The following is a 24,852-nucleotide window of genomic DNA, read 5'->3' as shown; positions in this document are numbered from 1 at the left end:
TTTTTGAGTTATAATTTATGTAGACAGTAAATTGAAAAGGACCAAATCAAATGGCTACTATCAAAGATATCGCCCAGACTGCTGGTGTTTCTCCCGCAACTGTTTCGAGGGTTTTGAACTATGATAAGTCCATGTCTGTCAGCGATGAGACGCGTAAGAAGATTTTCGATATCGCTGAACAGCTCAACTACAAAAAAAGTAAAAGGCAGAAAAAGACTGCACCTCATACCCATCGCATCGCTATCGTTGAATGGTACACAGAGCTGGAAGAGCTGGATGATCTTTACTACTACTCCATCCGCTTAGGTATTGAAAAGAAAGCCCAGGAACTGGGCTATGATATCGTGCGTATTTTCAACAACGACTCTCTGAGCCAGCTAGAACAGATTGACGGCATCATTGCCATCGGAAAATTCAGCACCAAGCAAGTCAAGGAGCTGGAGCAATACAGTCCTGCCCTGGTTTTCGTGGACAGCGATACGCTCGACCAAGGCCACAGCTGTGTGACAACGGACTTTGAGCATGCCGTTACTCATGTTCTCCACCATTTTCTTCAGCAGGGCATTCGAGAAATCGGGATGATTGCTGGACGTGAAGAGACTACAGACGGAACGACAAGTCTTGATGATCCGCGCTTGGCCTGCTTCTGCCGTTACCTTAGTGACAAAGGCCTTTATCAGCCGGCCTATGTCAAGATCGGCAAGTTCTCCTCAGAGTCTGGCTACCAGCTGATGAAAGACATGATTGACCAACAAAAGGAACAGATGCCCCAAGCATTCTTCATTGCCAGCGATGCTCTGGCAGTCGGTGCCCTTCGTGCTCTTCAGGAAGCGGGAATAGCTGTTCCCCAAGATGTCCAGATTATTTCCTTTAATGATACATCTATTGCCAAATACGTCTATCCGCCTCTCAGTACTGTGACAGTCTTTACAGAGGAAATGGGCAAGCAAGCTCTGCAGATGCTGGACCAGTTGATCAAAATAGACGAAAGCCCCATCCCTTACATGATCAAGCTCTCTACCAAGCTGACACTAAGAGAAAGCAGCCTTTAAGCTAGAAAGACCACCTATGAAAACCTACGAAAAAATCTTTGACATCCTCAGCCAGGCTGACGACTATGTCAACGGTGAAAAAATAGCCCAAGAATTGGGCATTTCACGAACTTCCATTTGGAAGGCCATTCAAAAACTGGAGAAAGAAGGAATCCAAATCGAGTCAGTCAAGAACCGAGGTTATCGATTGACAGCGGGTGACTTACTGATTCCTGATTGGATTGAGGAACATTCTCCTGTTCAGGTCTCCTTTAATCCTGACTGCCAGTCCACTCAGATGGATGCCAAGGCTGGCATGGAAGCCGGTCGCCCTGCCAACACTCTCTATCTTGCTGCTGCCCAATCTGCTGGCCGAGGCCGCTTCGGTCGTGCCTTCTTCTGCCCCAACCAGGGCGGCTTTTACATGTCTCTCCACCTCAAACCCAACCTCCCCTTTGACCAGCTCCCTTCCTATACTATCTTGACTGCAGGAGCTATCTACAAGGCAGTGAAAAATCTAACCCTCATGGAGGTTGACATCAAGTGGGTCAATGACATTTACTATCGAAACAAGAAAATTTCCGGCATCCTGACCGAGGCTACAACTTCTATTGAGACAGGGCTTGTCACCGATGTCATCATCGGTGTTGGCTTTAATTTTTTCATTAGAGACTTTCCAGCTGACATCAAAGAAAAAGCTGGCTCCCTCTTTGAAGAGAAACCAGCCATTAGTCGCAATGAGCTCATTGCCGAGATTTGGAAATGCTTCTACGAAAGTGACCCAGAAGAGCTCATCTATCTCTACAAGCAGCAATCCTTGGTGCTGGGACGACAAGTGACCTTTAGCCAAAAAGGTGTGGACTACCAAGGTTTAGCCAAAGACATCTCAGACAGCGGTCAATTACTAGTCCAGCTGACAGATGATCAGGAAATCTGGCTCAATAGCGGCGAAGTCTCGCTGACCAGTTGGTAATCAAAAATTTCATTTCAAAAGGACTGAGTCTCATAGCTCAGTCCTGTTTTCATTATTTCGGTCCTAAATGTTTATCGATTTCATCCACAATCCGCCCCATGACATAGGAAATCTGCAGATTGCGCAACACCAAAACTGCCCAGAAAGCAGCCATGAAATAGCGCCCCGCCATGATGGATTCATTGAAAAAATAGGTTTCTAAGGCTGTGAAAACAGCCATCACAATAAATTGTCGTCTGTTCATAGATTTATTATAACACGAAAGCCTAGAAAAATCTTTTTTTAGTCCTCTTGAATGGTAATTTTTTCTGCTAAAAAGTCAAATCCCTCTGGAATCAAGCTTTCCTCTTCCTTCTCTTCAACCTCTGCCTTGCCATTGCGGCTGCGAGCTGAAAAGTCCGCCCGAATCTTGGTCCACTCTTCTAAGGAAATGGCCAAAATCTCTGGTGAAAATCCAGCTGCATTGCTGAGGATATTGCCAAACATGGTATTGAGATTGTCCCGCTTCATGGTCTGCTCAGCGTTGAAATTAGACTCAAAAGCTAAGATAGCATGGCTTTCATTAGCTGCCACTGGCTGCGATCCTGCCAGCAAGGCCTTATCAGCTCCAGCCAGACTTTCAATAATCTCACCCCAAGCATTCTGCAGCTTAGTCAGATTGCTGCGAGCCAGGCTAGGATTGTCAACAGCCTCTTCTAAGATGGCATTGACCTTATTGCGGTCTGCTCGGTAGCCCTTAGACTTCTGCGGCCGAATATCCGAAGTTTTGACAGCTGCTGCAGGTTTCCCATTGCCATTAGCCAGCTGCTGTTTAAGACTATCTATCTCTTGTCTCAGACCCTTGAGCTCATCAGCTAGATTATCCGGAATCGCTGCTGCTACTGGAAGACTGCTAGTCTCTGCCAGTCGAATGGTCATCATTTCTGTATAAATCTTAGGCTGTAGGCTATTCTTGATATCTGCCAAACTCTTGGTCGCCATATCTATCATGGCAAAGAGAGTGTCCTGCGGTGTCTTTAGATTTTCCAGAAAGAGCTCGCTAACATGATGATTCTCCCCGCCAGTTTTGACAATAATCAAGTCACGCAGATATTGCAGGAGGTCCGTCACAAAACGGGCCATGTTTTTTCCGCTGTCAAAAATCAGATTGAGATTATCCAAGGCTGCAACTGCATCATGAGCAATCAAAGCTGCTACATAGGCATCCAAAGCTCCTAAGCTGATAGATCCAGTGATTTCTTCAGCAATATCAGTGGTCAAACGATTTTCTTGGGTTAAGCTAAGAGCCTGATCGAGGATAGACAAGGCGTCCCGCATACCGCCCTCAGCTCGACGGGCAATAATCTGCACACCTTCTTGCTCGAAATCAATCCCTTCCTGCTCCAAAATCCACTCAATATGTCCAATAATGTCCTGCGTCTTGATAGATTTAAACTCAAAACGCTGGACACGGGAAAGAATGGTCGCTGGAATCTTATGCAGCTCTGTCGTTGCTAGGATAAAGACCACATTTTCCGTTGGCTCTTCCAAGGTCTTGAGCAAGGCGTTAAAAGCCCCTGTCGAGAGCATGTGCACCTCGTCAATTATATAGACCTTGTGCTTGGCGAGACTAGGCGCATAGGTGGACTTGTCCCGAATGTCACGAATCTCATCTACTCCATTGTTAGAAGCCGCATCGATTTCAATGACGTCTTCAAGGCTCCCCTCAGTGATAGCCTGACAGATATAGCAGTCATTGCAGGGCTCACCGTCTTTTTGATTAGGACAGTTCATAGCCTTAGCAAAAATCTTGGCAACACTGGTTTTTCCTGTTCCACGCGGGCCAGAAAAGAGATAGGCATGGCTGATTTTCCCTTGCTCAACAGCCTGCCGCAGAGTAGTGGCTACCACCTGCTGCCCCACCAGCTGACCAAAGGTCTGACTGCGGTACTTTCGATATAAGGCTTGATACATTAGGCTTTTTCTCCAAACATTTCAAAATTCCAAGTCGTTTTTTCGAGCAACATCTGGACGAATTTTTCCAGATATTCCTGATCTACCTTATCATAATCACCTGTCAAGGCTGAGTCCAAATCCAGCACTCCTAGCAGGCGACCGTCTTTTACCATGGGCACCACAATTTCACTCTTAGCCCGGCTATCACAGGAGATATAATTGGCATGCTGGGTCACATCATCTACGATAATCGTCTGCTCTTTCTCCGCAGATTCCCCACAGACACCCTTACCTAAGGTAATATGGACACAGGAAACACCGCCCTGAAAAGGCCCCAAAATCAGCTCTTTCCCATCAAAAAGATAGAAACCAGTAAAAACCGAATGAGACAAAGCTTGATTGAGCAAGGCGCTAGCATTGGAAAGATTAGCCAAAGCATTGGTCTCCCCCTCCAACAAGGCTTCTAACTGAGCCAGTAAAAGTTGATAATTTGAAATTTTATCTTTTGTGTTCATAGAGTCTATTATATCAAAAAGCCGGTCTTTCAACCAAGCTTTTCTTATTTTTTAGCATTAAAATGTGATTCAGTACTTATCATGAATCCAAAATAGCATGAAATCGCTTCTTACGATCCAGCTGACTAACCGACCATACAACTAAGGGCATATAAACACGATTCCATAACTTCATCATCCATAACCCAACCAAACCGAACGGCCTTTTTGATTGATAAATCAAGTAAAGAAAAGCAAGAATAATCAGAAGGCCAATCATTGCTATATAAATCATCTGTCTTCCCCCTCATATCTTCTGCCATAAAGCTTTTTAGCTTTCTCTGTATAGTTCTTAATAAACTCCGTTTTCGCCTCTGTATAGGCATCACGGTTGTGCTCATATTGCTTCCACAAGGATAGCTTGAGCTTTTCATAGTCTTTAGCTACAGTAGGGTGCTCCTGTAAATAGTCTCTAAAGTACAGTTCATCATGATCACCTTCATAGCGCAAATGCAGATGGAAAACCCGCTCTGCAAAACCACTCGGTGTGTAGCCTTTATTAAATGACATCCGCCCTTGGCTTTCTGACATGAGCAGATAACCATTTTGCAGCAGCAAGTCTCTCGTTACCGCCATATCTGTTTCTTTGGGAATTTCCAGCAAGATATCCACTATTGGCTTAGCTCAGATGGTCTCAAGGGATGTCGAGCCAATATGACCAATCCGAACCAGCTGATTTGCAGGAAAAAAATTCAAAAGCCGAAGCCGTTCCTCCTCATACCATTCTTTCCACTCATCTTGATACTCTCTCAAAAAAATCGGAAAAAGCTGCCACAGCTCCTCCAGTGACATTTCCTCTAAAGATGGACTCATAAGCACCTCCTTAGGTAATTTATACAAGCGTTTTCTATAGTTATGATTATAGGAAAAATACACATCCTAGTCAAACCTAGTACTTATTGAACAGATATTTATTTTTGTAATATTTTTGAAAAGTTTTAGTTGTCAAACAATCTATTTTTTAGTAGAATGATGTCGGAGATATATTATTTAAAAGGAGTTCTTTATGAAAAAGTTTAGGTTTGGCACTTGGCTTGTCCTGTCAGCCGGCTCTTTGTTGTTACTTTCACAGGCTCTTCCTGCAGAAAATGTTGCTGCGAATCAGAAGAACCAGATTAAGGTCCAGCTGCTTAACCATAGCGATGAAACAGCTATCGGCACTCTGGAGTTGAATGGAGAGTATCAGCTAAAGCTTGGGAAAAAGGACAAATACGGTCGGGCTACTGCTGCTCATGTCCAAATGCAGGAGCAACACAAAGCCAAAAAGAAAAAGGAGACCAAGGTCACTTACAATCCCATCGGTTGGCACAATTACAAATTTTACTACGGTAATGGAGATGATCGGGCTTGGCTCATGAATCGAGCTCATCTGATTGGCTTCACTTTCAGCGGCCTCAATAACGAAGGGAAAAACCTCGTTCCGATGACCGCTTGGCTCAACTCTGGCAGTTTCCAAGGACTGGATGACAATAACCCAGATAGCATGCTCTATTATGAACATCGCTTGGAGCGCTGGTTAGAGGAAAATCCAGATTATTGGCTGGATTACAAGGTTACTCCGATTTACACGGACAATGAGCTTCTTCCTCGCAAGATTGAGCTCCAGTATGTCGGGCTTGACGCAGAAGGCAATGTTGTCAGCATCCAGCTAGGAGGCAAGGAAACCATAGATGAAGACGGAATGTCTCATGTCCTCTTGGACAATGTTTCTCCAAATGCAGAGATTGACTACCAGACAGGCACTGCTGTCAATACCATGATTGAGTAGAGTTATAGATCAGAACATACAAACAGACCATCGCTATGATGATCTGTTTTTTTATTTATTTTTACCAATACAGACAGCCGTAAAGCAGCAAGACGGCAATCATACTGAAAAGCGAGCCAATCAGGTAGTATTCAGCAAAGGACTGGCTTTCTGAAATCTTATTATAGCGAGCGATAGACTTAGCCGTAAAAACTAGCCCAATGGCAGTAAACTGCCCGAAAATAAGAGAAAGTCCCATAATCAAGCGCTCCAAAATCCCAATCATGGCACCAGCCCCAGCAATGGTCTCTCCGCTGTCTTCTCCTGCCTGATACTTGCTGAAGAAGAGTTTAAAGAGGATATTAACCGGCTTACCAGTCAGTGCGAAGAAAAAGAGAGCCTGCAGCATGAGGTAACGGTCAGTCAGCCAATTAGGAACTGGAATTTGCTGCTGCCCTAAGAGAAAATAAAGAGCAAAAATACTAATCAGATGCAAGATCTGATCCAGTATAAAGGCAAGCTTTTGAGCATGATGCCGGACAATCAATGAATTCAGCCTATTCTTCAAGAAGTCAATAAGCGCATGACTGAACCAGACCAAGGCGAAATATAGCAGATAATTAGGTAAGATGAGCCCCAAGAGCAACAGGGGCAAGAGAACAATTCCCAAGTGGAGAATTAAGAAATTCATCCGCCGGCTTTTTAGGTCGGCCATTTTCTGACTTTGAAGCTGAAAATCAGCTAGTACATGAGCCAGCAAAGTCAAAACAAGAATCGGATTCTGCATGAAAAATTCTGAAAATCCCATAAAATTTGTCATTCTTCAGCCTCCTTTGCTGCCTGTAGAATCATTCTCATAGCTAAACGGCGATTTCTCAGATAAATCTTCAAACCAGAGGACTTGAGTCGCTTACTAAGCGCACTGGGACTAATCTGCAACAGCTCTGCTATTTCTCCATGAGAAAAATTCTCGTCATAGATATATTCCATGAGCATCCGCTCCAGAACCTCTTTCTGACTGGTATTCCACTTGCTTTGGATAAATGAAGTAGCTGCCAGCACCGTATTGACCGCCTGACTGAGCTCTTCATCTCCCAAGGATACAGCTATACGGCTGCTACCATAGTCGTTCTTCTCATGAATAGCCTCAATGGCTGCGCGTGCCCTCCAGTAGGCCGGACCGTCCGCACCAATACTCTGCTCTCGATTGATGTCCGTCACAATCTCCCCCAGACCAAGTCCAAAGCGAATCGGATGAGGAAAGCCCAAGGCAATCTGATCAAGGAGCTGCATAATCTCTGGATTAGGCCGCAGCAAAGCCTGAAACTCATCTCCAGTTGTTACTGTAAAAGGTGACACCAGATAATCCCGATAATCCTGATTTAGCACCGCCATCATGTCCTGCAGATCCTTCTGAGCCTGCTTACGATTTTTCAGCTGTTTGGATTCTATTAAATCTCCAATAAGAGCAATATAAAGCATACCAAACCTCCTTTAAGTCCATTATAAAGGAAAATTTTAAAAATGTCTATTTAAACGGCAACTTTTTAGAATATCCATTGTAAAGGAAAGACTATTTTTTCTTTTTTGGTGCTGGTAAGGCAGGATAGGCAGCTTCAAGCAGATTACAGAGAAAGGCAGCATCTTCTACTTCTTTTATATGAAGCATTGGCTTTGCGCCTGGATAAGGAGACTCATAAACTGGATTTTCAAAAAAGTCCAGGGCTGGCTGGACTGACTTAAGCAACAAACGATTGTCATAAATCCCGCCGAATAAGCGACCTCGATAATAAAGCAAATACTCTCCCATCATCTTGCGAAAGCTAATTTCTTGCTCTAAGCCCTGCAGCTGCTTCAGGATAAAATCCAAATATTCTTGACTAGATGCCACGGGATACCTCCATGAATTGATACTTTATTATACCAAAATGAATGAAAATTTCCTGACTAAGAGATCAACTCATCTCCTCCAATCCGTAGTCTGTCTATCCTCAAGTAAGCAAAAAAGCTAGACCTTACAAGTCTAACTCTTTTACTTATTATTTTTTTAAAAGTCCTTCCTTGACCAGATAATCACGCGCAACAGCTTCGGCCTTTTTACCTTCAATGCCAACTTGATAATTCATCTGGCTCATCTGGCTTTCCGTAATTTTACCAGCCAACTTATTGAGAATACCTTCCAATTCAGGGTGTTTTTCGAGCAATTCAGCTTTCATGAGAGGGGCACCTTGATAAGGAGGGAAAAGGTGCTTATCGTCTTCTAAAACTTGTAAATCATAACGCGCAAGTTCTGCGTCAGTCGAATAGGCATCCGTGATTTGAATATCACCCGACTGGATAGCTTGGTAGCGAAGGGCTGGCTCCATGGTTGACACATTAAGGTTTAGTCCATAGACAGATTGAAGTCCTTTGTTCCCATCTTCACGGTCGTTAAATTCCAAGGTAAACCCTGCCTTGAGCTTGTCTTGGACTGCTTTAAGATCAGAGATGGTTTTAAGATTGTATTCTTTGGCGACACTCTTAGGTACTGCGATGGCATATGTATTTTGATAAGCCATGTGATTTAGCAAGACTAGATTGTCCTGTTTTTTGATTCCATCACGTGCTGCTTCAAAAACTTCTTCAGCATCATTGCTGACCTTTGGAGCAGGCTGCAAGAGAGTTCCAGTAATCGTACCGGTAAACTCAGGATAGATATCAATATCGCCTTTCTTTAAAGCTTGATAAAGGAAGTCGGTTTTACCAAAGTTTGGTTTGACCGTCACAGTCATATCCGTATTTTCCTCGATGAGAAGTTTATACATATTCATGAGAATTTCTGGCTCTGGACCCAATTTCCCAGCAATAACCAGATGCTCCTTCTCCTGCTTAGGAAAGAGACTCGGTGTGTAAGAAGCGCCGAGGCCGATGATTAAGACAGCAAAAGCTGTAAATACCGTCTGAAGCTTAGCCTTTTCCATCCATTTAAGGAGACAATTGAAAAGAATAGCCAAAACTGCGGATGAAATAGCTCCAATCAAGATCAGACTGGCATTGCGACGGTCAATTCCTAGAAGGATAAAAGAACCTAGTCCACCAGCTCCGACAAGGGCTGCTAGAGTTGCTGTTCCGATAATCATAACCGTTGCTGTCCGAATTCCAGAAACGATGACGGGCATAGCTAGAGGCAGTTCAAACTTTTTGAGCCGCTCCCACTTGGTCATCCCAAAGGCGATTCCAGCTTCTTCTAAACTAGGATCAATCCCATTCAAAGCCGTGACAGTATTTTCTAAAATCGGGAAAATAGCGTAGATCACCAGAGCAGTCAGTGCCGGCAATGTACCAATCCCCATGAGGGGGATAAAGAGCCCCAGCAAGGCCATTGAAGGAATGGTTTGAAAAATTCCCGCAATTTGCAGCACCCAATTGGCTGTCTTTTTGTGACTATGGAGATAGATAGCGAGCGGAATAGTCAGGAAGATGGCCACTAGTAAGGTCAGAAGAGACAGCTGGAGGTGTTGCCCTAAGGCTGCCAACCATTCGCCAAAGCGCTCCTGAAAGGTAGAAAACAAATTAGCCATGTTGAACACCTCCAAATAAATCTGCTACGAAGTTAGTCGCAGGTGAAGATAAGATTTCCTCGGGTGTCGCCACTTGACGAATCTCCCCGTCCTGCAAAACAGCAATCCGATTCCCCAACTTTAAAGCCTCATCCGTATCATGAGTCACAAAGATTGTTGTCATTCCAAACTGGTCATGGATACTCTTGGTCAAGCTCTGCAATTGCTTACGCGAGATAGCATCAAGAGCTGAAAAAGGCTCGTCCATCAGCAGGATTTTGGGTTGGGCGATAATGGCACGGACAATGCCCACCCGTTGCTGCTCACCGCCAGACAGCTCGCTCGGCATACGCTGAGCATAGTCTTCTGCCGGCAAGCCTACTAGCTCCAGTAATTCATCGGTCTTCTGCTGAATATCTGACTTGCTCCATCCTTTCATTTCAGGAATGAGAGCAATATTTTCAGCCACAGTTAGGTTGGGAAAGAGGGCAATCGCTTGTAAGACATAGCCTGTAGAAAGGCGCAGCTCACGCTCATCATAGTCCTTGATGCGCTTGCCATCCATGTAAATATCGCCATCTGTTGGCTCTAAAAGACGGTTGATCATCTTAATCATGGTCGTCTTACCTGAACCAGATGGCCCAACTAAAACCATAAATTCACCATCTTCAATCCGTAAGTTGACATCTCTCAAGACATCCTTTTCTGTATAGCGTAGCGCTACATTTTTATATTCAATCATTCTTTGTCCTCAATTTAAAACTTCCCTCGATTGGTCAAGTCTTCTACCTTAGGCATGACTTCTTTATTGTCCCAATGCTCTACAATCAATCCATTCTCTAAACGGAAGATGTCATACTGGGCATAAGCCACCCCATCTATCTGAGCCTGCCCATAGCTAACCACATAGTTTCCTTGTCCCAAAAGCTGGAAAACAAAGTCAAAAGCAACTCCATGCTCAGCTACATAGTCTTTATAAGCCTGACTTCCTTGGCCAATCTCGTGATTATGCTGAATCAAATCTTCTGCCACATAATCACTCCACTGCTCTAGCTCCCCATTTTGGAAAATTTCTGTCAGGAAACGACGAACGGTTTTCTTATTTGCTACTGTCTTGTCCAAATCCGTGATTTCAAAGTCCCCAAAGATCTGATCTAACTGTCCATTTTCAGGTGTTCGATAGTAGCCAATAACATCCCAATGCTCCACGATGCGACCATTCTCATCCGCACGGAAAGTATCCGTCGTCACCCATTGAGCTTCCCCGCCATTGAGATATTGGTGAACATGGACGAAGACTAGATTGCCGTCTTCAATGGTGCGAACAATCTTCATCTCACGCTCGGGATGACGCTCAAAGAAATTTGCAAAGAAAGCCGCAAACCCTTCTTTCCCATCTGGCACACCTGTCGAGTGTTGAATGTAGGTATCCCCAACAGACTGAGCTTGAGCCTCGGCAACACACCCATCTTGAATGGCATGAATGTATAAATTTTGTGCATTTTCAACTTGTTTTGACATGATCTAATCCTCTCTTTCTTTCAAATTTTCTAAAATACGTTCCTGATAACTTTCAAACTGGCGAATTTCTTCCTCTGAGAAGCCTTTATAAAAAATAGCATCCAGTTTTCGACTGATACGATGGCCGACTTCTTTCTGGGACAAACCTTGCTCTGTCAACTTGACATATTTTTTTCGCTTGTCTGAACCACACTGACTAAAGGTCACCAAATCCTGCTCTTCCAACTTTTTCAGCATAGTCGTCAGCGTATTATTGGCAAGTCCTGTCGCCAGCGCAATGTCTGTCGCCGTCGCGCAGCCCGTTTCACTATTCCATAAAACTGTGAGAATCTTGCTCTGTTCACTCCGATAAAGGGCTTCAGGATCCTGATTCAGTAACTTTTGAAAAATCCGCCCATTCAACAAACGAATATGATAGGCAACTAAATGACTATCTTTCATACTCCCTCCCAATTTATTTCTATATCGAATTGTTTTCATTAATTGTAACACTTGTTGTTTCATCTGGCAAGAATTTTGTTCTATTTGGAAATAATTTTAAACTGGATAAAGATTTTAAACTCAAAGTTCCAAACAAAAAAGCCCAGTGTAAAGAGGAAATATCCCCCCACACACTGAGCTTCTTTTTTATCTTAGTAATATTCACCCTGACGGTAATCCCATGAGTTGAAAGTATCAGATAGGTGCATCATGATTTTGTCGATGTCCAAGCCTTTGCGGATGACTACTGGTGCTGGTGAGATGGAACGTTGGCCACCTTGTTCTGGAATCAGTTTTCCATCCTTGTCAACCATTGAGACCATAACACCTTGCTCGTAGCGAGTTTCAATGGTCTTGTCTGGCTGGATAGAGGCTACATAGTCATCTGCTTCAATGACGAGGTCAACAGCGTTTTCGATGCGATCGCCAATTCCTTCTACCTTGCCGCGGTTTCCTTTACCAGATGGGTTGGCTGAGGAAGCATAGACCATCTTGCCTTCTTCCCAAAGCTTAGCTGCCAGCTGCTCGCCCGCCTTACCAAACTTAATAACAAAACAGCTAGTGCCACGAACATCTGTCATCAGCTCTTCCCGACCGTCACCATAGGCTTTAAGCTTTTCAAATGCTTCTGGCTTCCATGGAAGGATACAGCCCAAGAGGATGTCTTCATCCCAATGCTTTTGATAAAAAGCTTCAATTTCCAGATTTAGCTGAGCCAAAGCACGGAGCTCATCCATACTGCCACAGAGTACAACACCTGGCTTATTACGGTTACGAGCCTTAGCTTCGAACTTACGCTCCAAACCTGCCTTATCGCTGGTCATAATGATGTACCCCACCTTGGTCGGGCAAACGATACAGCCGCCATCGCCTTTCAGTATGTCATAACCTTCTTGTGAAAGCTGTCCGTTCCATTGAATGTGTTTTGTCATAAGTTTCTTCCTTTTCTATTAAATTAAGATTTATTTTACCATATATTTTTATCGGTTACAAGGTTTTTTCAGAATTTTCTCAATATAGCAAAAATAAGGTTACTGCCAATAAGATGGACGATTTTTTTCATATTCTGCAATCAAATCCTCATACTGAAGCGTAATGCCGATATCATCCAGACCGTTGAGGAGCTTATGTTTCCATTCTACATCAATGTCAAAGGAGAATTCTCCCACTGGTGAAAAAATCTTCTGCTGCTCCAAATCCACCGTCACTTCATCCGTTGGCTTCAGATTAGCTAAGGCTTGCCGTACTTCGAGCGGCTGGACGATAGGCAGCATACCGTTGTTTAGTTCGTTATTGTAGTGAATATCCCCGAAAGATCCGGCAATGACTACCTTAAAACCATAGTCAGCCAAGGCCCAGGCGGCATGCTCCCGAGAGGAACCGGCTCCGAAATTATCCCCTGTAATCAGAATAGTCGCCTTACGGTACTCCGGTCTATTAAAGACAAAATCAGGATCTTCCGTGTACTGATTGTCCAGATAGCGCCAAGCGTACATGAGGTACTTGCCAAAGCCTTTTTTATCAATCAACTTGAGAAACTGCTTGGGTAAAATTTGGTCCGTATCGATATTATCGTTCATGAGGGGCACCGTTGTCCCCGTATAGATTGTAAATTTTTCCATAAACCTTCCTTACTGGACCTCCGGTAGCTGGCGGACGTCTACAAATCGCCCGGCAATGGCTGCCGCTGCTGCCATGGCTGGACTGCAAAGATGGGTCTTTGCTCCAAATCCCTGCCGATCCTCAAAGTTCCGATTGCTGGTTGAGGCACAGTGAACTCCATCTGGCACCTTGTCTGGATTCATTCCCAGGCACATAGAACAACCAGGATCGCGCCACTCAAAGCCTGCATCCATGAAAATTTTATCCAGTCCCATCTTTTCAGCAGCCCGCTTGACCGGACGAGAGCCTGGTACGACGATAGCAGTCAGATTGGGAGCAATATGCTTGCCAGCGACAAACTTAGCTGCCAGCTGCAAATCGCTGAGTCTGGCATTGGTACAGGAGCCGATAAAGATATAACCTAGGTCAATATCTTCTGCTTTCTTACCCGGGGCGAGGTCCATGTAATTGTAAGCCCGCTCGTCGTTCATATCGCGGATTTCTGGGAAAGCCGCGCCGAACTCTACCCCCATAGAAGGATTGGTTCCCCAAGTCACCATAGGCGCCAACTGGGAAACATCAATCTCAATGACCTTATCATAGACAGCATCAGGATCACTGACCAGAGTCTTCCAATCAGCCACCGCCGCCTCAAAGTCCTTGGGAGCACCCGGCCGGCCTTGAACGTAATCATAAGTCTTCTGGTCGGGGTTCATAATGCCCATCTTAGAGCCAAACTCAATAGACATATTGCAGATGGTCATGCGCTCTTCCATGGTCAGATGGTCAATCGCATCACCAGCATACTCGACCACATGACCGACACCTGCAGCCACACCATATCGGGCAATCAGAGCGAGGATAAAGTCCTTGGAATAGACACCTTTAGGTGGCACCCCAGTAAATTTGACCAGCATTTTCTTAGGCTTGACCTGCCAAATGGTCTGCGTGGCAAAAACGTGCTCCACCTCTGAAGTACCGATTCCAAAAGCAATGGCACCAAAAGCACCGTGAGTGGCCGTGTGACTGTCACCACAGACGATGAATTTGCCCGGCTGAGTCTTGCCTGTTTCGGGTCCAACCATATGGACAATCCCCTGCAGTTCCGATCCGTGAGCCGCGTGTTCAATGCCAAAATCCTTGACATTCTCAGAAAGTTTATCAATCTGAGCCTTGGAAATCACATCCCGAATATCATAGATATTGACCGTAGGAACATTATGATCAAAGGTTCCAAAGGTCAAATCCGGCCGTCTAACTTTGCGCCCTGCATCTCGAAGACCTTGAAAAGCCTGAGGGCTGGTTACTTCATGAATATAATGCTGATCCACATACATAAGCTGGGGCTGACCTTCTTCACCAGTTATCAGATGCCTTTCCCACAGCTTATCAAAAATCGATTTTCCAGCCATACTAGCTTCTCCATATGTAATATAAAATTCCGATTTCCACTATTATTCCGCAAATCCAAGCCAACCAGAAATACCATTTTCTGGTCTTGTGGTGAAAGAGGCGGCCGCCTAATAAAGCGCCCAAACCTCCGGATGCCAATGCTGCCAGGAGCAAAGTCTTCTCTGGAATGCGGTAGTGATTTTTCTTAGCCTTTCGCTTATCCCAACCATAAAGCAGGAAAACGACAAGGTTCCATAGCAGGCAAATACCCGTTAATATCCATTTCATAAGTTATTAATAATTGACTCCGTCATTTGAGCTGTCCCTGCCTGACCACCCAAATCTCGGGTTAAGATACCCTGAGCCAAAGTCTTCTCCACCGCTGCTTCAATCGCTTCTGCAGCTTCAACCTCTGCAAAACTATCCCGCAGCATCATGGATACAGAAAGTATCATGCTGATAGGGTTGGCAATGCCCTGCCCCGCAATATCTGGAGCCGAACCATGGATGGGCTCGTAAAGACTTGGTCCAGATGCCGAATGACTGGCCGATGGCATAACTCCCAGCGTCCCTGACAAGACACTGGACTCGTCGGATAGAATATCTCCAAAAAGATTTTCCGTTACCACAACATCAAACTTAGCAGGATTGGTAATCATGAGCATCGCAGCGCTGTCCACCAGCTGGTGCTCCAAGGTCACATCTGGATAATCCTTGGCCACCTCATTTGCTACTCTGCGCCAGAGTTTAGATGTCGCTAGCACATTTTGCTTGTCAATACTGGTCACGCGCTTTCTGCGACCACGCGCAATGTCAAAGGCTTTACGGACAATTCGCTCCACCTCTTCATAACTGTAGTCGTTAATATCACGCGCAGATCTGTCCTCCAAAATATGCTCACCAAAGTAAATCCCACCAGTCAGCTCACGCACGACCACGAAGTCCACGCCAGCAATTCTTTCAGCCTTCAAAGGCGACAAATGCTTCAAAGAATCGAAAATCTTAACTGGGCGGATATTGGCATAGAGTTCAAGCTCCTTGCGCAGAGCGAGCAAGCCTTGCTCTGGCCGAATCAGAGCATTATCATACTGGGGACTGCCGATAGCTGCTAGGAGAATAGCATCCGCCTCCTTGGCCGCTTCTAGAGTTGACTGAGGGAGAGGATGACCTTCCGCATCAATACCAGCACCCCCAAAAGCTTTCTCCGTGATATGATAAGTAAAACCGAACTTGCCCGCAACAGCAGCCAGTACTTGGAGACCGGCTTCCATGATTTCTGGGCCAATACCATCACCCGCCAGAGCTACAATTTCTTTTGTCATAGTCGCTTCCTTCTAATTATTTGTAGGCAGATCGCGATAAGATACCTGATGGCCGATTTCACCAGCATTTTCCTTTTGCACAAAGGTGTTGGCATGGATATAGGCAATGGCGCTGGCCTTAAGAACATCAAAGTCAATACCAGAGGAGTTGAAAATTGTATCTGTATCCGTATTTTCAACAGCTACCAAGACGCGAGCCTGAGAGTCAATACCATCCGTTACCGCTTCAATGTTATAAGACAAAAGTTGGACAGATTGGTTAAAGAATTGGTCAATGGCATTAAAGATAGCTTCAACACTTCCTTTACCTTCTGCCACACAGCTGACCGTCTCTCCGTCGCCATTAACCAGCTGCACATCTGCTGTGATGGTATGGTCATCATTGGTCGTCAGCTGCAGATCATCAAAGTGGAAGCCTTCAGGATTTTCGACCGTCGTTCCAGCAATCAGAGCCCGAATATCAGCATCCGTGACTTCATTTTTCTTATCAGCCAAGACCTTAAACTTAGCAAAGAGATCATTGATTTCAGATTCCGCAAAGTCCAGAGCCAGTTCTTTGAGTTTTTCGACAAAGGCATGGCGGCCAGACAGTTTACCAAGCGGAAGCGAATTGCTCTTGACTCCAACCAGCTCAGGTGTGATGATTTCATAGGTCAGTGGATTCTTAAGAACACCATCCTGATGGATACCGGACTCATGAGAGAAGGCATTGCCACCAACGACCGCCTTGTTCTTAGGCACTGGAATACCAGAGAAGCGGGATACCAGCTCAGAAGTGTTGATAGTTTCATTAAGGACAATGTCTGTCTCAACTTGGTAATAGTCCTGACGAATCTCTAAGGCAACTGCTACTTCTTCCAATGCTACATTTCCAGCCCGCTCACCAATTCCATTGATAGTTCCCTGAACACGACCAGCACCGTGCTTGATAGCCGTCAAAGTATTGGCCGTTGCCATGCCAAGGTCATCATGGCAATGAACACCAAAAACAACCTTATGATCAGAAGTCACATTTGCCACTAGGTAGTCGAAAATATTTGCAAACTCTTCTGGCGTGGTAAAGCCGACTGTGTCTGGAATATTGATATAAGTCGCACCTGCATCAACTGCTGTTTGTACCACCTGAAAAAGGAAATCCAGCTCTGTTCGTGTCGCATCCTCTGGTGAAAACTCGACTATATCGAACTTGGAGCGCGCGTAGGAGACATGCTCTTTCACAGCTTCTAAAATCTCTTCCTTAGACTTTTTCAGCTTAAACTCTCTGTGAATAGGACTGGTCGCAATGAAGACATGAATCTGTGGATGCTTGGCATCCTTGAGCGCCTCGTAGCAGGCATCAATGTCAGATTTAACCGAACGCGCCAGACCAGTGACGGAAGCTTTAGTGATGACTTTAGCAATCTCCTGCACCGCCGCAAAAGAATCTGGACTCGCAGCTGGAAAACCGGCTTCAATGACTGAAATCCCCCACTTCTCTAACTGCTTGGCAATAGCCACCTTTTCCTTGATAGAGAAATTCACTCCTGGTGTCTGCTCGCCATCCCGGAGGCTGGTATCAAAAAACTCAACTTTGCGTGTCATAGACAACTCCTTTTCTAAGATACATAGACCATTTAGGAAAAACTCTTCCCCAACTTCTAGGTCGTGTTCAATGACTGAGACAGTATGGGACAAATTGATTTCAGAAAAATCAAGATGTACTCCCACTCCCGTCGCTCCTTTAGAAACCATTTCTTCCTCATCAGAGTTTGAGGTAAGATAGGTGAAATAAAAAACATCTCACTTGAGGAACAAGCGAGATGTTGATTTACTCCCGCTTGGTAAGCCAAACAGGACTAATGCTTTTGCACTAGCCCGAGTAACGCAACAACAAAGCAAAGTTTGAAGATTGGGTTGACTTCATGTTTGACTAACTCCTTTTTGAGATGGTTTCTTATTGTTAAGTATTTTAACACAGTATCATAAACCTGTCAAGAAAAAGTCGATATTTTCTGAAAATTTTTAATATGCTGGATTATTTTTGGGGATTTAAACTGTAAATACGAGAAAAAGGAAGTGAGGTAACTTTGCTTCTTCTATTTTTTCAGGAATCGTAACATGATTCATTCTACTTTCTTCATCTCCTCACATACTGAATGCCTCGGAAAAGGAGAAAGGCTGTTAGAATCAGAGAAACAAGCCAGATGGTCTTTAAGAGGTAAAATTGAATCAGATAGGTAGAGATGATGGCTCCAACTACAAAGCTTGCCAGTAGAGCTACAAAGAAAAGACCTTCTTTCAAATCTTTCCCTTTCTTGTTTCGAGCATAGTTGCCAAAAGCTACCATGGTTTTCTTGATATTCCCCGTCATAAAGGAGTTGTTATAGACAATGCCATCCACCTCGCCAAAAGCTGTCGCAACTAGGCCCATGCAGAAAGCAAGTGGCGGCACGATATAGAGATGGGGCACATTTGCTGGCAAAAATCCAGCGACAGTTGTCGTCAATATCAAAGGAAAAACGCTGGACAGCCTGCGCCAAGAATGCTCAAAATGATGCTGAAAAACGGTCATCAGAAAAATACCCAGCATAAAGGCCAACATAGTTGCCAATTTCACTTCGATTCCTCTTGTCTCCTGATTGATGAGCTCAACCGAAAGGAAAACGACATTTCCCGTCTGACCTGCCACCAAGGTGCCTCCCCTCTCAATGAAAGTATAGGCATCGATAAATCCTGCACAAAAGGTCAAGAGGCAGGCAAAAAATTTTGAACGAGAGTGAAACTCTCTTTTTACAAATTGTTTCATAAACCACCTACAAAATAAGGGAGTGACCAGACTACGAAAATCATGGATTTCAGTCCGTCCACTTCCCCTTGCTAGAATACATTACAAAAACCTTGCAGCTACTGCGATTCACCAGATTGACAACTATTTATTTCCTCAAATGACAGAGCTAGAAAGCTACGTGTGCTAACCTTCTCTGGCTTCCTTAAGGATTTTTTCAATCTTGGTCGTAATCAGGTCAATAGCCACCTTATTAGAAGCTCCCTCTGGAATGATGACATCCGCATAGCGCTTGGTCGGCTCGATGAACTGATGGTACATAGGCTTAACGACACCCAAATACTGTTCGATAACGCTATCCAAACTGCGGCCACGCTCTTCCATGTCCCGCTTAATCCGGCGTATAATCCGAACATCATCATCTGTGTCCACAAAAATCTTAATATCCATCAAATCCCGCAGGCGCTGATCCTCTAAGACCAAAATTCCCTCAACGATGAACACATCTTGAGGCTCCTGACGATAGGTCTTTTTGCTGCGGGTATGCTCCGTATAGTCGTAAGTGGGAATATCCACTGGTCGACCAGCCAAGAGCTCCTTGATTTGCTCAATCATGAGATCCGTATCAAAGGCAAAAGGATGGTCATAGTTGGTCTTCACTCGCTCCTCAAAAGTCAGATGCGTCTGATCCTTATAGTAGGAGTCATGCTCAATCATGGCAATATTTTCATTTGGAAAATTAGCCAAAATTGCTCGAGAAACACTGGTCTTTCCGCCTCCGGAACCACCAGTTACACCAATAATAATAGGTCTATTTTGCATTATAAGCTCCATCTCTTGTTATCTTATCTATTTTACCGCAATTCATGTTATAATGAAAGAGCTAAAATAAAAAAAGTACATGCTTAAAAATAGAAAAAAGGAGGTTTTTATGCTCAAACTTGGAATTATCGGAACAGGTTCTATTTCTCATGAGTTCATCAAGGCTGCTCACTCAACAGGCGACTATCAGCTTGCTGCTGTCTACTCTCGGACTTTAACTTCTGCTGAGCGCTTTGTGCAAAACTATGAAAATACAGCCATTTTTACTGAAATGCTGGACTTTCTGTCGTCTGATATCGATGTCGTTTATATCGCCAGTCCCAACAGCCTGCATTTCAAGCATGCCAAGGTAGCCATTCTGGCTCGTAAACATGTCATTGTCGAAAAGCCTGCGGTTTCTCGTCCCAAAGAATGGCGGGAATTGGTCAAGCTGGCTGACGAGCATCAAGTCTATCTCTTTGAAGCTGCCCGCAACTATCATGAGCAGGCCTTTGATACGATCAGTGATTTCCTCAAGGAAAAGACTGTCTTGGGAGCCAACTTCACCTATGCCAAGTATTCTTCAAAAATGCAGGCTCTGCTTGCGGGAGAGCAGCCTAACGTTTTCTCAGCTAAATTTTCTGGCGGCGCTTTGATGGATCTGGGTGTCTATCCAGTCTATGCGGCTATCAGACTTTTCGGCCATCCGCGCTTCGCTCGCTACAGCGCCCAGCAGCTAGCCAATACGATTGATTTAAATGGAGCCGGTTGTCTCATCTATGCAGATTTTCAAGTTCAGATTCAGGCTGGTAAAAATATAAACAGCAATCTGCCTGCAGAGATTTACACAGATCAGGGAACTCTGACTTTAGACGGGATTGAATTTATCAGCTCTGCTATTTTCCAAAATCTGGACGGTCAAGAGGAGCTGCTGCCTATCCAGCGTGCTTCCCACACTATGCTGGAAGAGGCTCAGGCTTTCGCCCGAGTGCTCAAGGGCAGACAGGATGCGGCTTATGAGAAATGGTTGGATGCGGCAGCGGCTGTTCATGAAAGCTTATTTGCCATGCGCAAGGACGCTGGCATTAGATTTGAGGTTGATGATGATTAAGGAACAATTTCCTCTGAGCTGGCAAAATCAGCTGGCTCAGCTAGGCTTTGAAGATTTGACAGCTATTCAGGAGAAGATGTTTGAGCCTATTTCTGCAGGCGATACGGTGCTGGGAATCAGTCCGACTGGTACTGGTAAAACTCTGGCCTATCTCTTTCCCAGTCTGCTCAAGCTGACACCTAAAAAAACCCAACAGCTATTGATTTTAGCTCCTAATACTGAGTTGGCAGGACAAATCTTTGAGGTCTGCAAGACTTGGGCGGAGCCTTTAGGGCTGACAGCCCAGCTCCTGCTCTCCGGTTCCAGTCAGAAGCGACAAATCGAGCGCCTTAAGAAAGGTCCAGAGATTATCATCGGAACGCCTGGGCGGATTTTCGAGTTGGTCAAGCTCAAGAAAATCAAGATGATGAATGTCGAAACCATCATTTTAGATGAATTTGACCAGCTGCTCAGCGATTCTCAGTATCACTTTGTAGATAAAATCACCCACTATGCGCCTCGTGACCACCAGCTGGTATATATGAGCGCCACCGCTAAGTTCGACCACGATAAGATTGCTGAAAATACTCTAGAAATCAGTATTGACGACCAAGTTTTGGACAACATCCAGCATTTTTACATGCAAGTCGAAAAACGTGATAAGGTGGACTTGCTCCGCAAGTTATCCAATGTTGAAGATTTCCGCGGACTAGTCTTTTTCAACGCTCTGTCAGACTTGGGAAGCGCTGAGGAAAAACTCCAATATCATGAAGCCAATGCCGTTTCTCTTGCCAGCGATGTCAACGTTAAGTTCCGCAAGGTGATTTTGGATAAGTTCAAAGAGCACCAGATTACTCTCCTGCTAGCCACTGACCTAGTTGCTCGCGGCATTGATATTGACTCGCTAGAATGCGTCGTCAATTATGAGCTTCCGCGCGATTTAGAAACCTATACCCACCGCTCTGGCCGAACCGGCCGCATGGGCAAGGAAGGCTATGTCATCACCCTCATCAGCCATCCAGAAGAACTGAAGACATTAAAAAAATACGCTTCTGTTCGCGAAATTGTATTAAAAAATCAAGAACTTTATGTAACGAGTTAAACTAAAAAAGCTTTGGAAACATTAGATTTCCAAAGCTTTTTTTGCTTTTACTCATTACCAACAATGATTTCCAAAATCTAAACCCAAGGACCGTCTTAGTCTCTGCCGTAATAAATACGATGGGGCTCTAGCTGACCTTCCAGCAGCTCATCGACCGTCACCAGAGTATAGCCGTTACTCTTCAGATATTCGAGGACACTTGGCAGAGCGTCAATACTGGTCTGGTGAATATCATGCATGAGGATAATCGAGCCTGGTTGAGTTTTAGCAATCTCTTGCATAATAGCTTTAGTATTGCGTGTCTTCCAGTCTAGACTGTCTACATTCCACATGATAAAGGACTGGTCAACCGAATTTTGAATTGTAGCATTAATAGCTCCATAAGGAGGCCGCGTAATCGTTGGCTTGATGCCTATGACATTGTTAATAGCGGTCTGGGTATCAAGGATTTCTTTTTGGGCTGACTCCAGAGGAAGTTTGGTTAAAACTGGATGGTCCCATGTATGAATCCCAATCTGATGACCTTCATTGTGCACGCGCTTGACAATCGCTTCATTACCAGCAATGTTTTGCCCAACCATAAAGAAGGTCGCCTTGGCACCGTATTTCTTAAGGATATCCAGAGCCTGCGGTGTTGTCTTAGGATCTGGACCGTCATCAAAGGTCAGAGCAACCATTTTCACATGCTTCTTAGCCTCGAAACTCTGATAAGCCGCCAAGTCATCTCCGGTCAGATAGTCCGCATTGATCTGGTCATAAAAGCTGGATAACGGAACGTCAATGCTGGTTAAGCCTTGCACTTCCTTGCTCAATTTAATAGAAAAATGGCTGTACTCATAACGGAAAGACCACTGACTCAACTCAGTTCCATTAAGGTTATTGAGAATTTCCGTCTGCACCGCCTCATCGGCCTGTCTAAAGGTCAGCTGGCTGGATATTTCATTGATGAAGATTTCCTTAGCTGCATCAGGATCCTGAAAGAGCTTATCCAGAGTGAAAGGGCTGCCGTCTGCACCAAGGTAGCTGTCAGCAACTTCCCGCTCTTCTCCTTTACTGATTTTCATCTCTTTGACATGATAGTCCTTACGATGCACCAGTACTTCTTTGACATCCTTCAGGCTCGTTTCTTTTTCCTCAGCATAGTAGAAAGTCAATTCCTCAATCTTATCGCCCTTCTTCTGATTATCCTTAATCGTCTGGCTATCAGCGTCCATCTGCTCCTTGACACTTGCCATAACCTGACCATCCAGAAGAGGATAAAAGGCCTCTACATAGTGGCTGCCAATCATCTTGCTCTGCTTTTCAGTTTTTTCAGCGTGGAAAGTCTCTTCTTGAGAAATCAGCACACTAACCTTCTCTTGCAGTTCCTTTTCTTGGAAAATAGCGTAAATCTTTACAGCACCCAGAAATAGAGCAGCAACAAAAGCTAAGCCTAGCAAGCTGAGAACGATGAGTGTTTTCTTACCGTGTTTCTTGTTATTTTGTCTTTTCATACACCTGTCCTAAATGAATAAAAATCATCATTTATCTTGCAAAATTAACTGCAGCTAGATGTTAGAGACTCTTCTCACGAATAACTTCCACCTTGTAGCCATCAGGATCTTTTACAAAATAATAATTAGGCGGGTTGCCAGGAAGGCCCTTTGGATCTGTCACTTCATAGCCTTTAGCCTTGTGCTCAGCATGCAGACCTTCCAAGTCCGGCGTGCTAAGTGCCACATGAGCAAAGCCGTCGCCAATCACATAAGGACCATGATCATAGTTATAGGTCAGTTCCAGCTCATAATCATCACCTTCCAAACCTAGATAAACGATAGTAAACTGATAATCTGGAAAATCCTTGCGGCGCAGCTCCTTAAAGCCAAAAGCCTCTGCATAAAAAGCGATAGACGCTTCCAAATTCTCCACACGCAAACAAGTATGTAACATTTTTGATGCCATAATTTCACCTCATTCTTTCTTGTTTATTATTATACCCTATTTTAGGCAAAACTTATATTAAATTTTTAAAAAAGTAAATAGGTACCAGATAAAAAGCAAGCCATTAAGGCCTGCTAAGAATTGTTTTTCAAAAAATGTTCAATGAAGTCGCTATACGAATTCCATTGAGGCATGGGAATGCTTTCCTTTTCAGCACTTCTTTTGATTTCAAAATATTGATCAACCCACTCGGCATAGCCTGAATGCATATGATTTGTGACCATTTCGGCAACCAAAGGCTGACTCAACATGAACTTCATTACTGGAACCAAGAGAAATAAGGGCAGGGATAGATATTTAGTAGGTTTATAACGATGTTTAGGAATGCCATATCGCTGACAGAGTTCTAAACCTTCTCGCCAAGCGCAAATCATCTTTCGAATTGCTTTTTTATCTTTCAAGAGTGCATCAAAAGTCCCCGCTTCTGCAACTGCACCTGCCATTACCGCCTCCTGAAGGCAGTGAACCTTCATCCAAGAAGCCAAGTTAGGCATAGCATCAATGCCTATCCCACTAGCTATGAAAATAGGAGACAACTCTGATGTATAAGAATCATCATCAAGTAACGTAGCTTCTTTGAAAATGATAGCTTGGATCCAACCATCACTCTTTCGCCCTCCTCCAACAGAAGAAGGAAAAGCTAACGACACCTGCTTTCTGTTCAAATAAGAAGGAATCTTGGAGTTGATATTCCAGTTATTCTGTAAAATAAGTAAATGAGCTTTTTCCTTTATAGCCGCTAAATGATTCAATGCCTGCTCTAGTTGCAAACTATTTACCGTTAAGAGAATCAGGTCATAGTCTTGATCAATACTCGTCACCAATGGCGGCTGGAAATGATGTTCTTTATAGACCTGTTCGTCTTTCCTTAAATCTTTAATAGAAAGTGTGAAGCCTTGCTCTAAAGTCGACAGCTTATGTTCTCTAACTAAGACAGTAACTTGATGCTGATTAGACAGTAACCAAGCGTATGTCAAACCAATTGTGCCAGCACCATAAACCAAAATGTTCATATTAGG

26 protein-coding genes and 2 pseudogenes are annotated in these 24,852 nt (G+C 44.3%); 5 read left to right on the top strand and 23 right to left on the bottom strand.

What is annotated here, in order from left to right; genetic code table 11:
- The first annotated feature begins 50 nt into the window (after positions 1 to 50).
- Both J1C86_RS04880 and birA read left to right on the top strand, forming a co-directional pair.
- Entirely contained in the window at positions 51 to 1,052 is a 1,002-nt protein-coding gene (locus J1C86_RS04880) for a LacI family DNA-binding transcriptional regulator (RefSeq protein ID WP_125409027.1), read from the top strand.
- Between the two features lie 16 nt (positions 1,053 to 1,068).
- Positions 1,069 to 2,004, top strand: a complete 936-nt coding sequence (gene birA / locus J1C86_RS04875) for a bifunctional biotin--[acetyl-CoA-carboxylase] ligase/biotin operon repressor BirA (protein ID WP_125406839.1) — start codon at positions 1,069 to 1,071, stop codon at positions 2,002 to 2,004.
- A 52-nt stretch (positions 2,005 to 2,056) separates the two neighbouring features.
- Here birA and J1C86_RS04870 read toward each other — a convergent pair whose 3' ends face one another.
- From J1C86_RS04870 to J1C86_RS04850, 5 genes and pseudogenes are all read right to left on the bottom strand, one after another.
- Entirely contained in the window at positions 2,057 to 2,248 is a 192-nt protein-coding gene (locus tag J1C86_RS04870) for a DUF3272 domain-containing protein (RefSeq protein ID WP_002895701.1), read from the bottom strand.
- A gap of 38 nt (positions 2,249 to 2,286) precedes the next feature.
- Positions 2,287 to 3,957, bottom strand: a complete 1,671-nt coding sequence (gene dnaX, locus J1C86_RS04865) for a DNA polymerase III subunit gamma/tau (RefSeq protein ID WP_125409026.1) — start codon at positions 3,955 to 3,957, stop codon at positions 2,287 to 2,289.
- Positions 3,957 to 4,454, bottom strand: coding sequence for a GAF domain-containing protein (locus tag J1C86_RS04860; protein ID WP_125406844.1), 498 nt, complete (start codon positions 4,452 to 4,454; stop codon positions 3,957 to 3,959). The genes dnaX and J1C86_RS04860 overlap by 1 nt, the downstream gene beginning before the upstream one ends.
- An 85-nt stretch (positions 4,455 to 4,539) precedes the next feature.
- Positions 4,540 to 4,728: pseudogene (locus J1C86_RS04855) on the bottom strand (class I SAM-dependent methyltransferase); the annotation flags it as partial.
- Positions 4,725 to 5,306, bottom strand: a pseudogene (locus tag J1C86_RS04850) (GrpB family protein). The pseudogenes J1C86_RS04855 and J1C86_RS04850, both read right to left, overlap by 4 nt.
- A gap of 193 nt (positions 5,307 to 5,499) precedes the next feature.
- On the opposite strand from J1C86_RS04850, the gene J1C86_RS04845 reads away from it, so the two are divergent.
- Positions 5,500 to 6,261: a DNA/RNA non-specific endonuclease gene (locus tag J1C86_RS04845; protein ID WP_002895710.1), complete on the top strand. Its 762-nt coding sequence runs from the start codon at positions 5,500 to 5,502 to the stop codon at positions 6,259 to 6,261.
- Positions 6,262 to 6,322: 61 nt separating this feature from the next.
- Here J1C86_RS04845 and J1C86_RS04840 read toward each other — a convergent pair whose 3' ends face one another.
- The 15 genes from J1C86_RS04840 to udk all read right to left on the bottom strand — a co-directional run bounded on the left by J1C86_RS04840 (position 6,323) and on the right by udk (position 19,682).
- Positions 6,323 to 7,060, bottom strand: a complete 738-nt coding sequence (locus J1C86_RS04840; protein WP_125406849.1) for a DUF3307 domain-containing protein — start codon at positions 7,058 to 7,060, stop codon at positions 6,323 to 6,325.
- Positions 7,057 to 7,722 (bottom strand): SatD family protein, encoded by a 666-nt coding sequence (locus tag J1C86_RS04835; RefSeq protein WP_125406852.1) that lies wholly within the window; start codon positions 7,720 to 7,722, stop codon positions 7,057 to 7,059. Before J1C86_RS04835 ends, J1C86_RS04840 begins: the two co-directional genes overlap by 4 nt.
- Before the next feature lie 91 nt (positions 7,723 to 7,813).
- Positions 7,814 to 8,131: a TfoX/Sxy family protein gene (locus J1C86_RS04830; RefSeq protein WP_125406855.1), complete on the bottom strand. Its 318-nt coding sequence runs from the start codon at positions 8,129 to 8,131 to the stop codon at positions 7,814 to 7,816.
- Positions 8,132 to 8,279: 148 nt separating this feature from the next.
- On the bottom strand, positions 8,280 to 9,800 hold the full coding sequence (locus tag J1C86_RS04825; protein WP_125406858.1) for an ABC transporter permease/substrate-binding protein: 1,521 nt from the start codon (positions 9,798 to 9,800) through the stop codon (positions 8,280 to 8,282).
- Positions 9,793 to 10,521 carry an ABC transporter ATP-binding protein gene (locus tag J1C86_RS04820; RefSeq protein ID WP_125406861.1) on the bottom strand — a complete coding sequence of 243 codons (729 nt, stop codon included), beginning with the start codon at positions 10,519 to 10,521 and terminating at the stop codon, positions 9,793 to 9,795. The genes J1C86_RS04825 and J1C86_RS04820 overlap by 8 nt, the downstream gene beginning before the upstream one ends.
- 14 nt (positions 10,522 to 10,535) lie before the next feature.
- The gene (locus J1C86_RS04815) at positions 10,536 to 11,300 is read right to left on the bottom strand and encodes a nuclear transport factor 2 family protein (protein ID WP_125406864.1); all 765 of its coding nucleotides are present in this window, start codon (positions 11,298 to 11,300) and stop codon (positions 10,536 to 10,538) included.
- Positions 11,301 to 11,303: 3 nt separating this feature from the next.
- Positions 11,304 to 11,741, bottom strand: coding sequence for a MarR family winged helix-turn-helix transcriptional regulator (locus J1C86_RS04810; RefSeq protein WP_125406867.1), 438 nt, complete (start codon positions 11,739 to 11,741; stop codon positions 11,304 to 11,306).
- A gap of 191 nt (positions 11,742 to 11,932) precedes the next feature.
- Positions 11,933 to 12,712, bottom strand: a complete 780-nt coding sequence (locus J1C86_RS04805; RefSeq protein ID WP_125406870.1) for an L-threonylcarbamoyladenylate synthase — start codon at positions 12,710 to 12,712, stop codon at positions 11,933 to 11,935.
- A 99-nt stretch (positions 12,713 to 12,811) separates the two neighbouring features.
- Positions 12,812 to 13,402 (bottom strand): 3-isopropylmalate dehydratase small subunit, encoded by a 591-nt coding sequence (gene leuD, locus J1C86_RS04800; protein ID WP_125406873.1) that lies wholly within the window; start codon positions 13,400 to 13,402, stop codon positions 12,812 to 12,814.
- Positions 13,403 to 13,411: 9 nt separating this feature from the next.
- The gene (gene leuC, locus J1C86_RS04795) at positions 13,412 to 14,794 is read right to left on the bottom strand and encodes a 3-isopropylmalate dehydratase large subunit (RefSeq protein ID WP_002933988.1); all 1,383 of its coding nucleotides are present in this window, start codon (positions 14,792 to 14,794) and stop codon (positions 13,412 to 13,414) included.
- Position 14,795: 1 nt separating this feature from the next.
- The gene (locus tag J1C86_RS04790) at positions 14,796 to 15,062 is read right to left on the bottom strand and encodes a DUF1294 domain-containing protein (RefSeq protein WP_125406876.1); all 267 of its coding nucleotides are present in this window, start codon (positions 15,060 to 15,062) and stop codon (positions 14,796 to 14,798) included.
- The gene (gene leuB, locus J1C86_RS04785; RefSeq protein ID WP_125406879.1) at positions 15,059 to 16,096 is read right to left on the bottom strand and encodes a 3-isopropylmalate dehydrogenase; all 1,038 of its coding nucleotides are present in this window, start codon (positions 16,094 to 16,096) and stop codon (positions 15,059 to 15,061) included. The genes J1C86_RS04790 and leuB overlap by 4 nt, the downstream gene beginning before the upstream one ends.
- A 12-nt stretch (positions 16,097 to 16,108) precedes the next feature.
- Positions 16,109 to 17,677, bottom strand: a complete 1,569-nt coding sequence (locus J1C86_RS04780) for a 2-isopropylmalate synthase (RefSeq protein WP_185755768.1) — start codon at positions 17,675 to 17,677, stop codon at positions 16,109 to 16,111.
- Between the two features lie 535 nt (positions 17,678 to 18,212).
- Positions 18,213 to 18,881, bottom strand: a complete 669-nt coding sequence (locus J1C86_RS04775; RefSeq protein ID WP_125406885.1) for a YoaK family protein — start codon at positions 18,879 to 18,881, stop codon at positions 18,213 to 18,215.
- Between the two features lie 165 nt (positions 18,882 to 19,046).
- Positions 19,047 to 19,682 (bottom strand): uridine kinase, encoded by a 636-nt coding sequence (udk, locus tag J1C86_RS04770; RefSeq protein WP_032909529.1) that lies wholly within the window; start codon positions 19,680 to 19,682, stop codon positions 19,047 to 19,049.
- A gap of 79 nt (positions 19,683 to 19,761) precedes the next feature.
- On the opposite strand from udk, the gene J1C86_RS04765 reads away from it, so the two are divergent.
- Positions 19,762 to 20,772 (top strand): Gfo/Idh/MocA family protein, encoded by a 1,011-nt coding sequence (locus J1C86_RS04765; RefSeq protein ID WP_125406887.1) that lies wholly within the window; start codon positions 19,762 to 19,764, stop codon positions 20,770 to 20,772.
- Positions 20,762 to 21,853: a DEAD/DEAH box helicase gene (locus J1C86_RS04760; RefSeq protein ID WP_185755769.1), complete on the top strand. Its 1,092-nt coding sequence runs from the start codon at positions 20,762 to 20,764 to the stop codon at positions 21,851 to 21,853. The genes J1C86_RS04765 and J1C86_RS04760 overlap by 11 nt, the downstream gene beginning before the upstream one ends.
- A gap of 95 nt (positions 21,854 to 21,948) precedes the next feature.
- Here J1C86_RS04760 and J1C86_RS04755 read toward each other — a convergent pair whose 3' ends face one another.
- The 3 genes from J1C86_RS04755 to J1C86_RS04745 all read right to left on the bottom strand — a co-directional run bounded on the left by J1C86_RS04755 (position 21,949) and on the right by J1C86_RS04745 (position 24,846).
- The gene (locus J1C86_RS04755; protein WP_125406890.1) at positions 21,949 to 23,346 is read right to left on the bottom strand and encodes a polysaccharide deacetylase family protein; all 1,398 of its coding nucleotides are present in this window, start codon (positions 23,344 to 23,346) and stop codon (positions 21,949 to 21,951) included.
- A 61-nt stretch (positions 23,347 to 23,407) separates the two neighbouring features.
- On the bottom strand, positions 23,408 to 23,794 hold the full coding sequence (gloA, locus tag J1C86_RS04750; protein WP_002895748.1) for a lactoylglutathione lyase: 387 nt from the start codon (positions 23,792 to 23,794) through the stop codon (positions 23,408 to 23,410).
- A gap of 113 nt (positions 23,795 to 23,907) precedes the next feature.
- Positions 23,908 to 24,846: a ketopantoate reductase family protein gene (locus J1C86_RS04745; protein ID WP_125406893.1), complete on the bottom strand. Its 939-nt coding sequence runs from the start codon at positions 24,844 to 24,846 to the stop codon at positions 23,908 to 23,910.
- Between the last annotated feature and the right edge of the window lie 6 nt (positions 24,847 to 24,852).

Origin of the sequence: Streptococcus sanguinis, assembly GCF_050220005.1 — a bacterium.
GTDB classification, from domain to species: domain Bacteria; phylum Bacillota; class Bacilli; order Lactobacillales; family Streptococcaceae; genus Streptococcus; species Streptococcus sanguinis_Z.
This window is presented reverse-complemented; position numbering and strand designations above follow the sequence as displayed.

Excerpts from the sequence above, each read along its gene's own strand:
- J1C86_RS04880 (WP_125409027.1), top strand. The coding sequence starts at position 51 with ATGGCTACTATCAAAGATATCGCCCAGACTGCTGGTGTTTCTCCCGCA.
- birA (WP_125406839.1), top strand. The coding sequence starts at position 1,069 with ATGAAAACCTACGAAAAAATCTTTGACATCCTCAGCCAGGCTGACGAC.
- J1C86_RS04870 (WP_002895701.1), bottom strand. The coding sequence starts at position 2,248 with ATGAACAGACGACAATTTATTGTGATGGCTGTTTTCACAGCCTTAGAA.
- dnaX (WP_125409026.1), bottom strand. The coding sequence starts at position 3,957 with ATGTATCAAGCCTTATATCGAAAGTACCGCAGTCAGACCTTTGGTCAG.
- J1C86_RS04860 (WP_125406844.1), bottom strand. The coding sequence starts at position 4,454 with ATGAACACAAAAGATAAAATTTCAAATTATCAACTTTTACTGGCTCAG.
- J1C86_RS04845 (WP_002895710.1), top strand. The coding sequence starts at position 5,500 with ATGAAAAAGTTTAGGTTTGGCACTTGGCTTGTCCTGTCAGCCGGCTCT.
- J1C86_RS04840 (WP_125406849.1), bottom strand. The coding sequence starts at position 7,060 with ATGACAAATTTTATGGGATTTTCAGAATTTTTCATGCAGAATCCGATT.
- J1C86_RS04835 (WP_125406852.1), bottom strand. The coding sequence starts at position 7,722 with ATGCTTTATATTGCTCTTATTGGAGATTTAATAGAATCCAAACAGCTG.
- J1C86_RS04825 (WP_125406858.1), bottom strand. The coding sequence starts at position 9,800 with ATGGCTAATTTGTTTTCTACCTTTCAGGAGCGCTTTGGCGAATGGTTG.
- J1C86_RS04820 (WP_125406861.1), bottom strand. The coding sequence starts at position 10,521 with ATGATTGAATATAAAAATGTAGCGCTACGCTATACAGAAAAGGATGTC.
- J1C86_RS04815 (WP_125406864.1), bottom strand. The coding sequence starts at position 11,300 with ATGTCAAAACAAGTTGAAAATGCACAAAATTTATACATTCATGCCATT.
- J1C86_RS04810 (WP_125406867.1), bottom strand. The coding sequence starts at position 11,741 with ATGAAAGATAGTCATTTAGTTGCCTATCATATTCGTTTGTTGAATGGG.
- J1C86_RS04805 (WP_125406870.1), bottom strand. The coding sequence starts at position 12,712 with ATGACAAAACACATTCAATGGAACGGACAGCTTTCACAAGAAGGTTAT.
- leuD (WP_125406873.1), bottom strand. The coding sequence starts at position 13,402 with ATGGAAAAATTTACAATCTATACGGGGACAACGGTGCCCCTCATGAAC.
- leuC (WP_002933988.1), bottom strand. The coding sequence starts at position 14,794 with ATGGCTGGAAAATCGATTTTTGATAAGCTGTGGGAAAGGCATCTGATA.
- J1C86_RS04790 (WP_125406876.1), bottom strand. The coding sequence starts at position 15,062 with ATGAAATGGATATTAACGGGTATTTGCCTGCTATGGAACCTTGTCGTT.
- leuB (WP_125406879.1), bottom strand. The coding sequence starts at position 16,096 with ATGACAAAAGAAATTGTAGCTCTGGCGGGTGATGGTATTGGCCCAGAA.
- J1C86_RS04780 (WP_185755768.1), bottom strand. The coding sequence starts at position 17,677 with ATGACACGCAAAGTTGAGTTTTTTGATACCAGCCTCCGGGATGGCGAG.
- J1C86_RS04775 (WP_125406885.1), bottom strand. The coding sequence starts at position 18,881 with ATGAAACAATTTGTAAAAAGAGAGTTTCACTCTCGTTCAAAATTTTTT.
- udk (WP_032909529.1), bottom strand. The coding sequence starts at position 19,682 with ATGCAAAATAGACCTATTATTATTGGTGTAACTGGTGGTTCCGGAGGC.
- J1C86_RS04765 (WP_125406887.1), top strand. The coding sequence starts at position 19,762 with ATGCTTAAAAATAGAAAAAAGGAGGTTTTTATGCTCAAACTTGGAATT.
- J1C86_RS04760 (WP_185755769.1), top strand. The coding sequence starts at position 20,762 with ATGATGATTAAGGAACAATTTCCTCTGAGCTGGCAAAATCAGCTGGCT.
- J1C86_RS04755 (WP_125406890.1), bottom strand. The coding sequence starts at position 23,346 with ATGAAAAGACAAAATAACAAGAAACACGGTAAGAAAACACTCATCGTT.
- gloA (WP_002895748.1), bottom strand. The coding sequence starts at position 23,794 with ATGGCATCAAAAATGTTACATACTTGTTTGCGTGTGGAGAATTTGGAA.
- J1C86_RS04745 (WP_125406893.1), bottom strand. The coding sequence starts at position 24,846 with ATGAACATTTTGGTTTATGGTGCTGGCACAATTGGTTTGACATACGCT.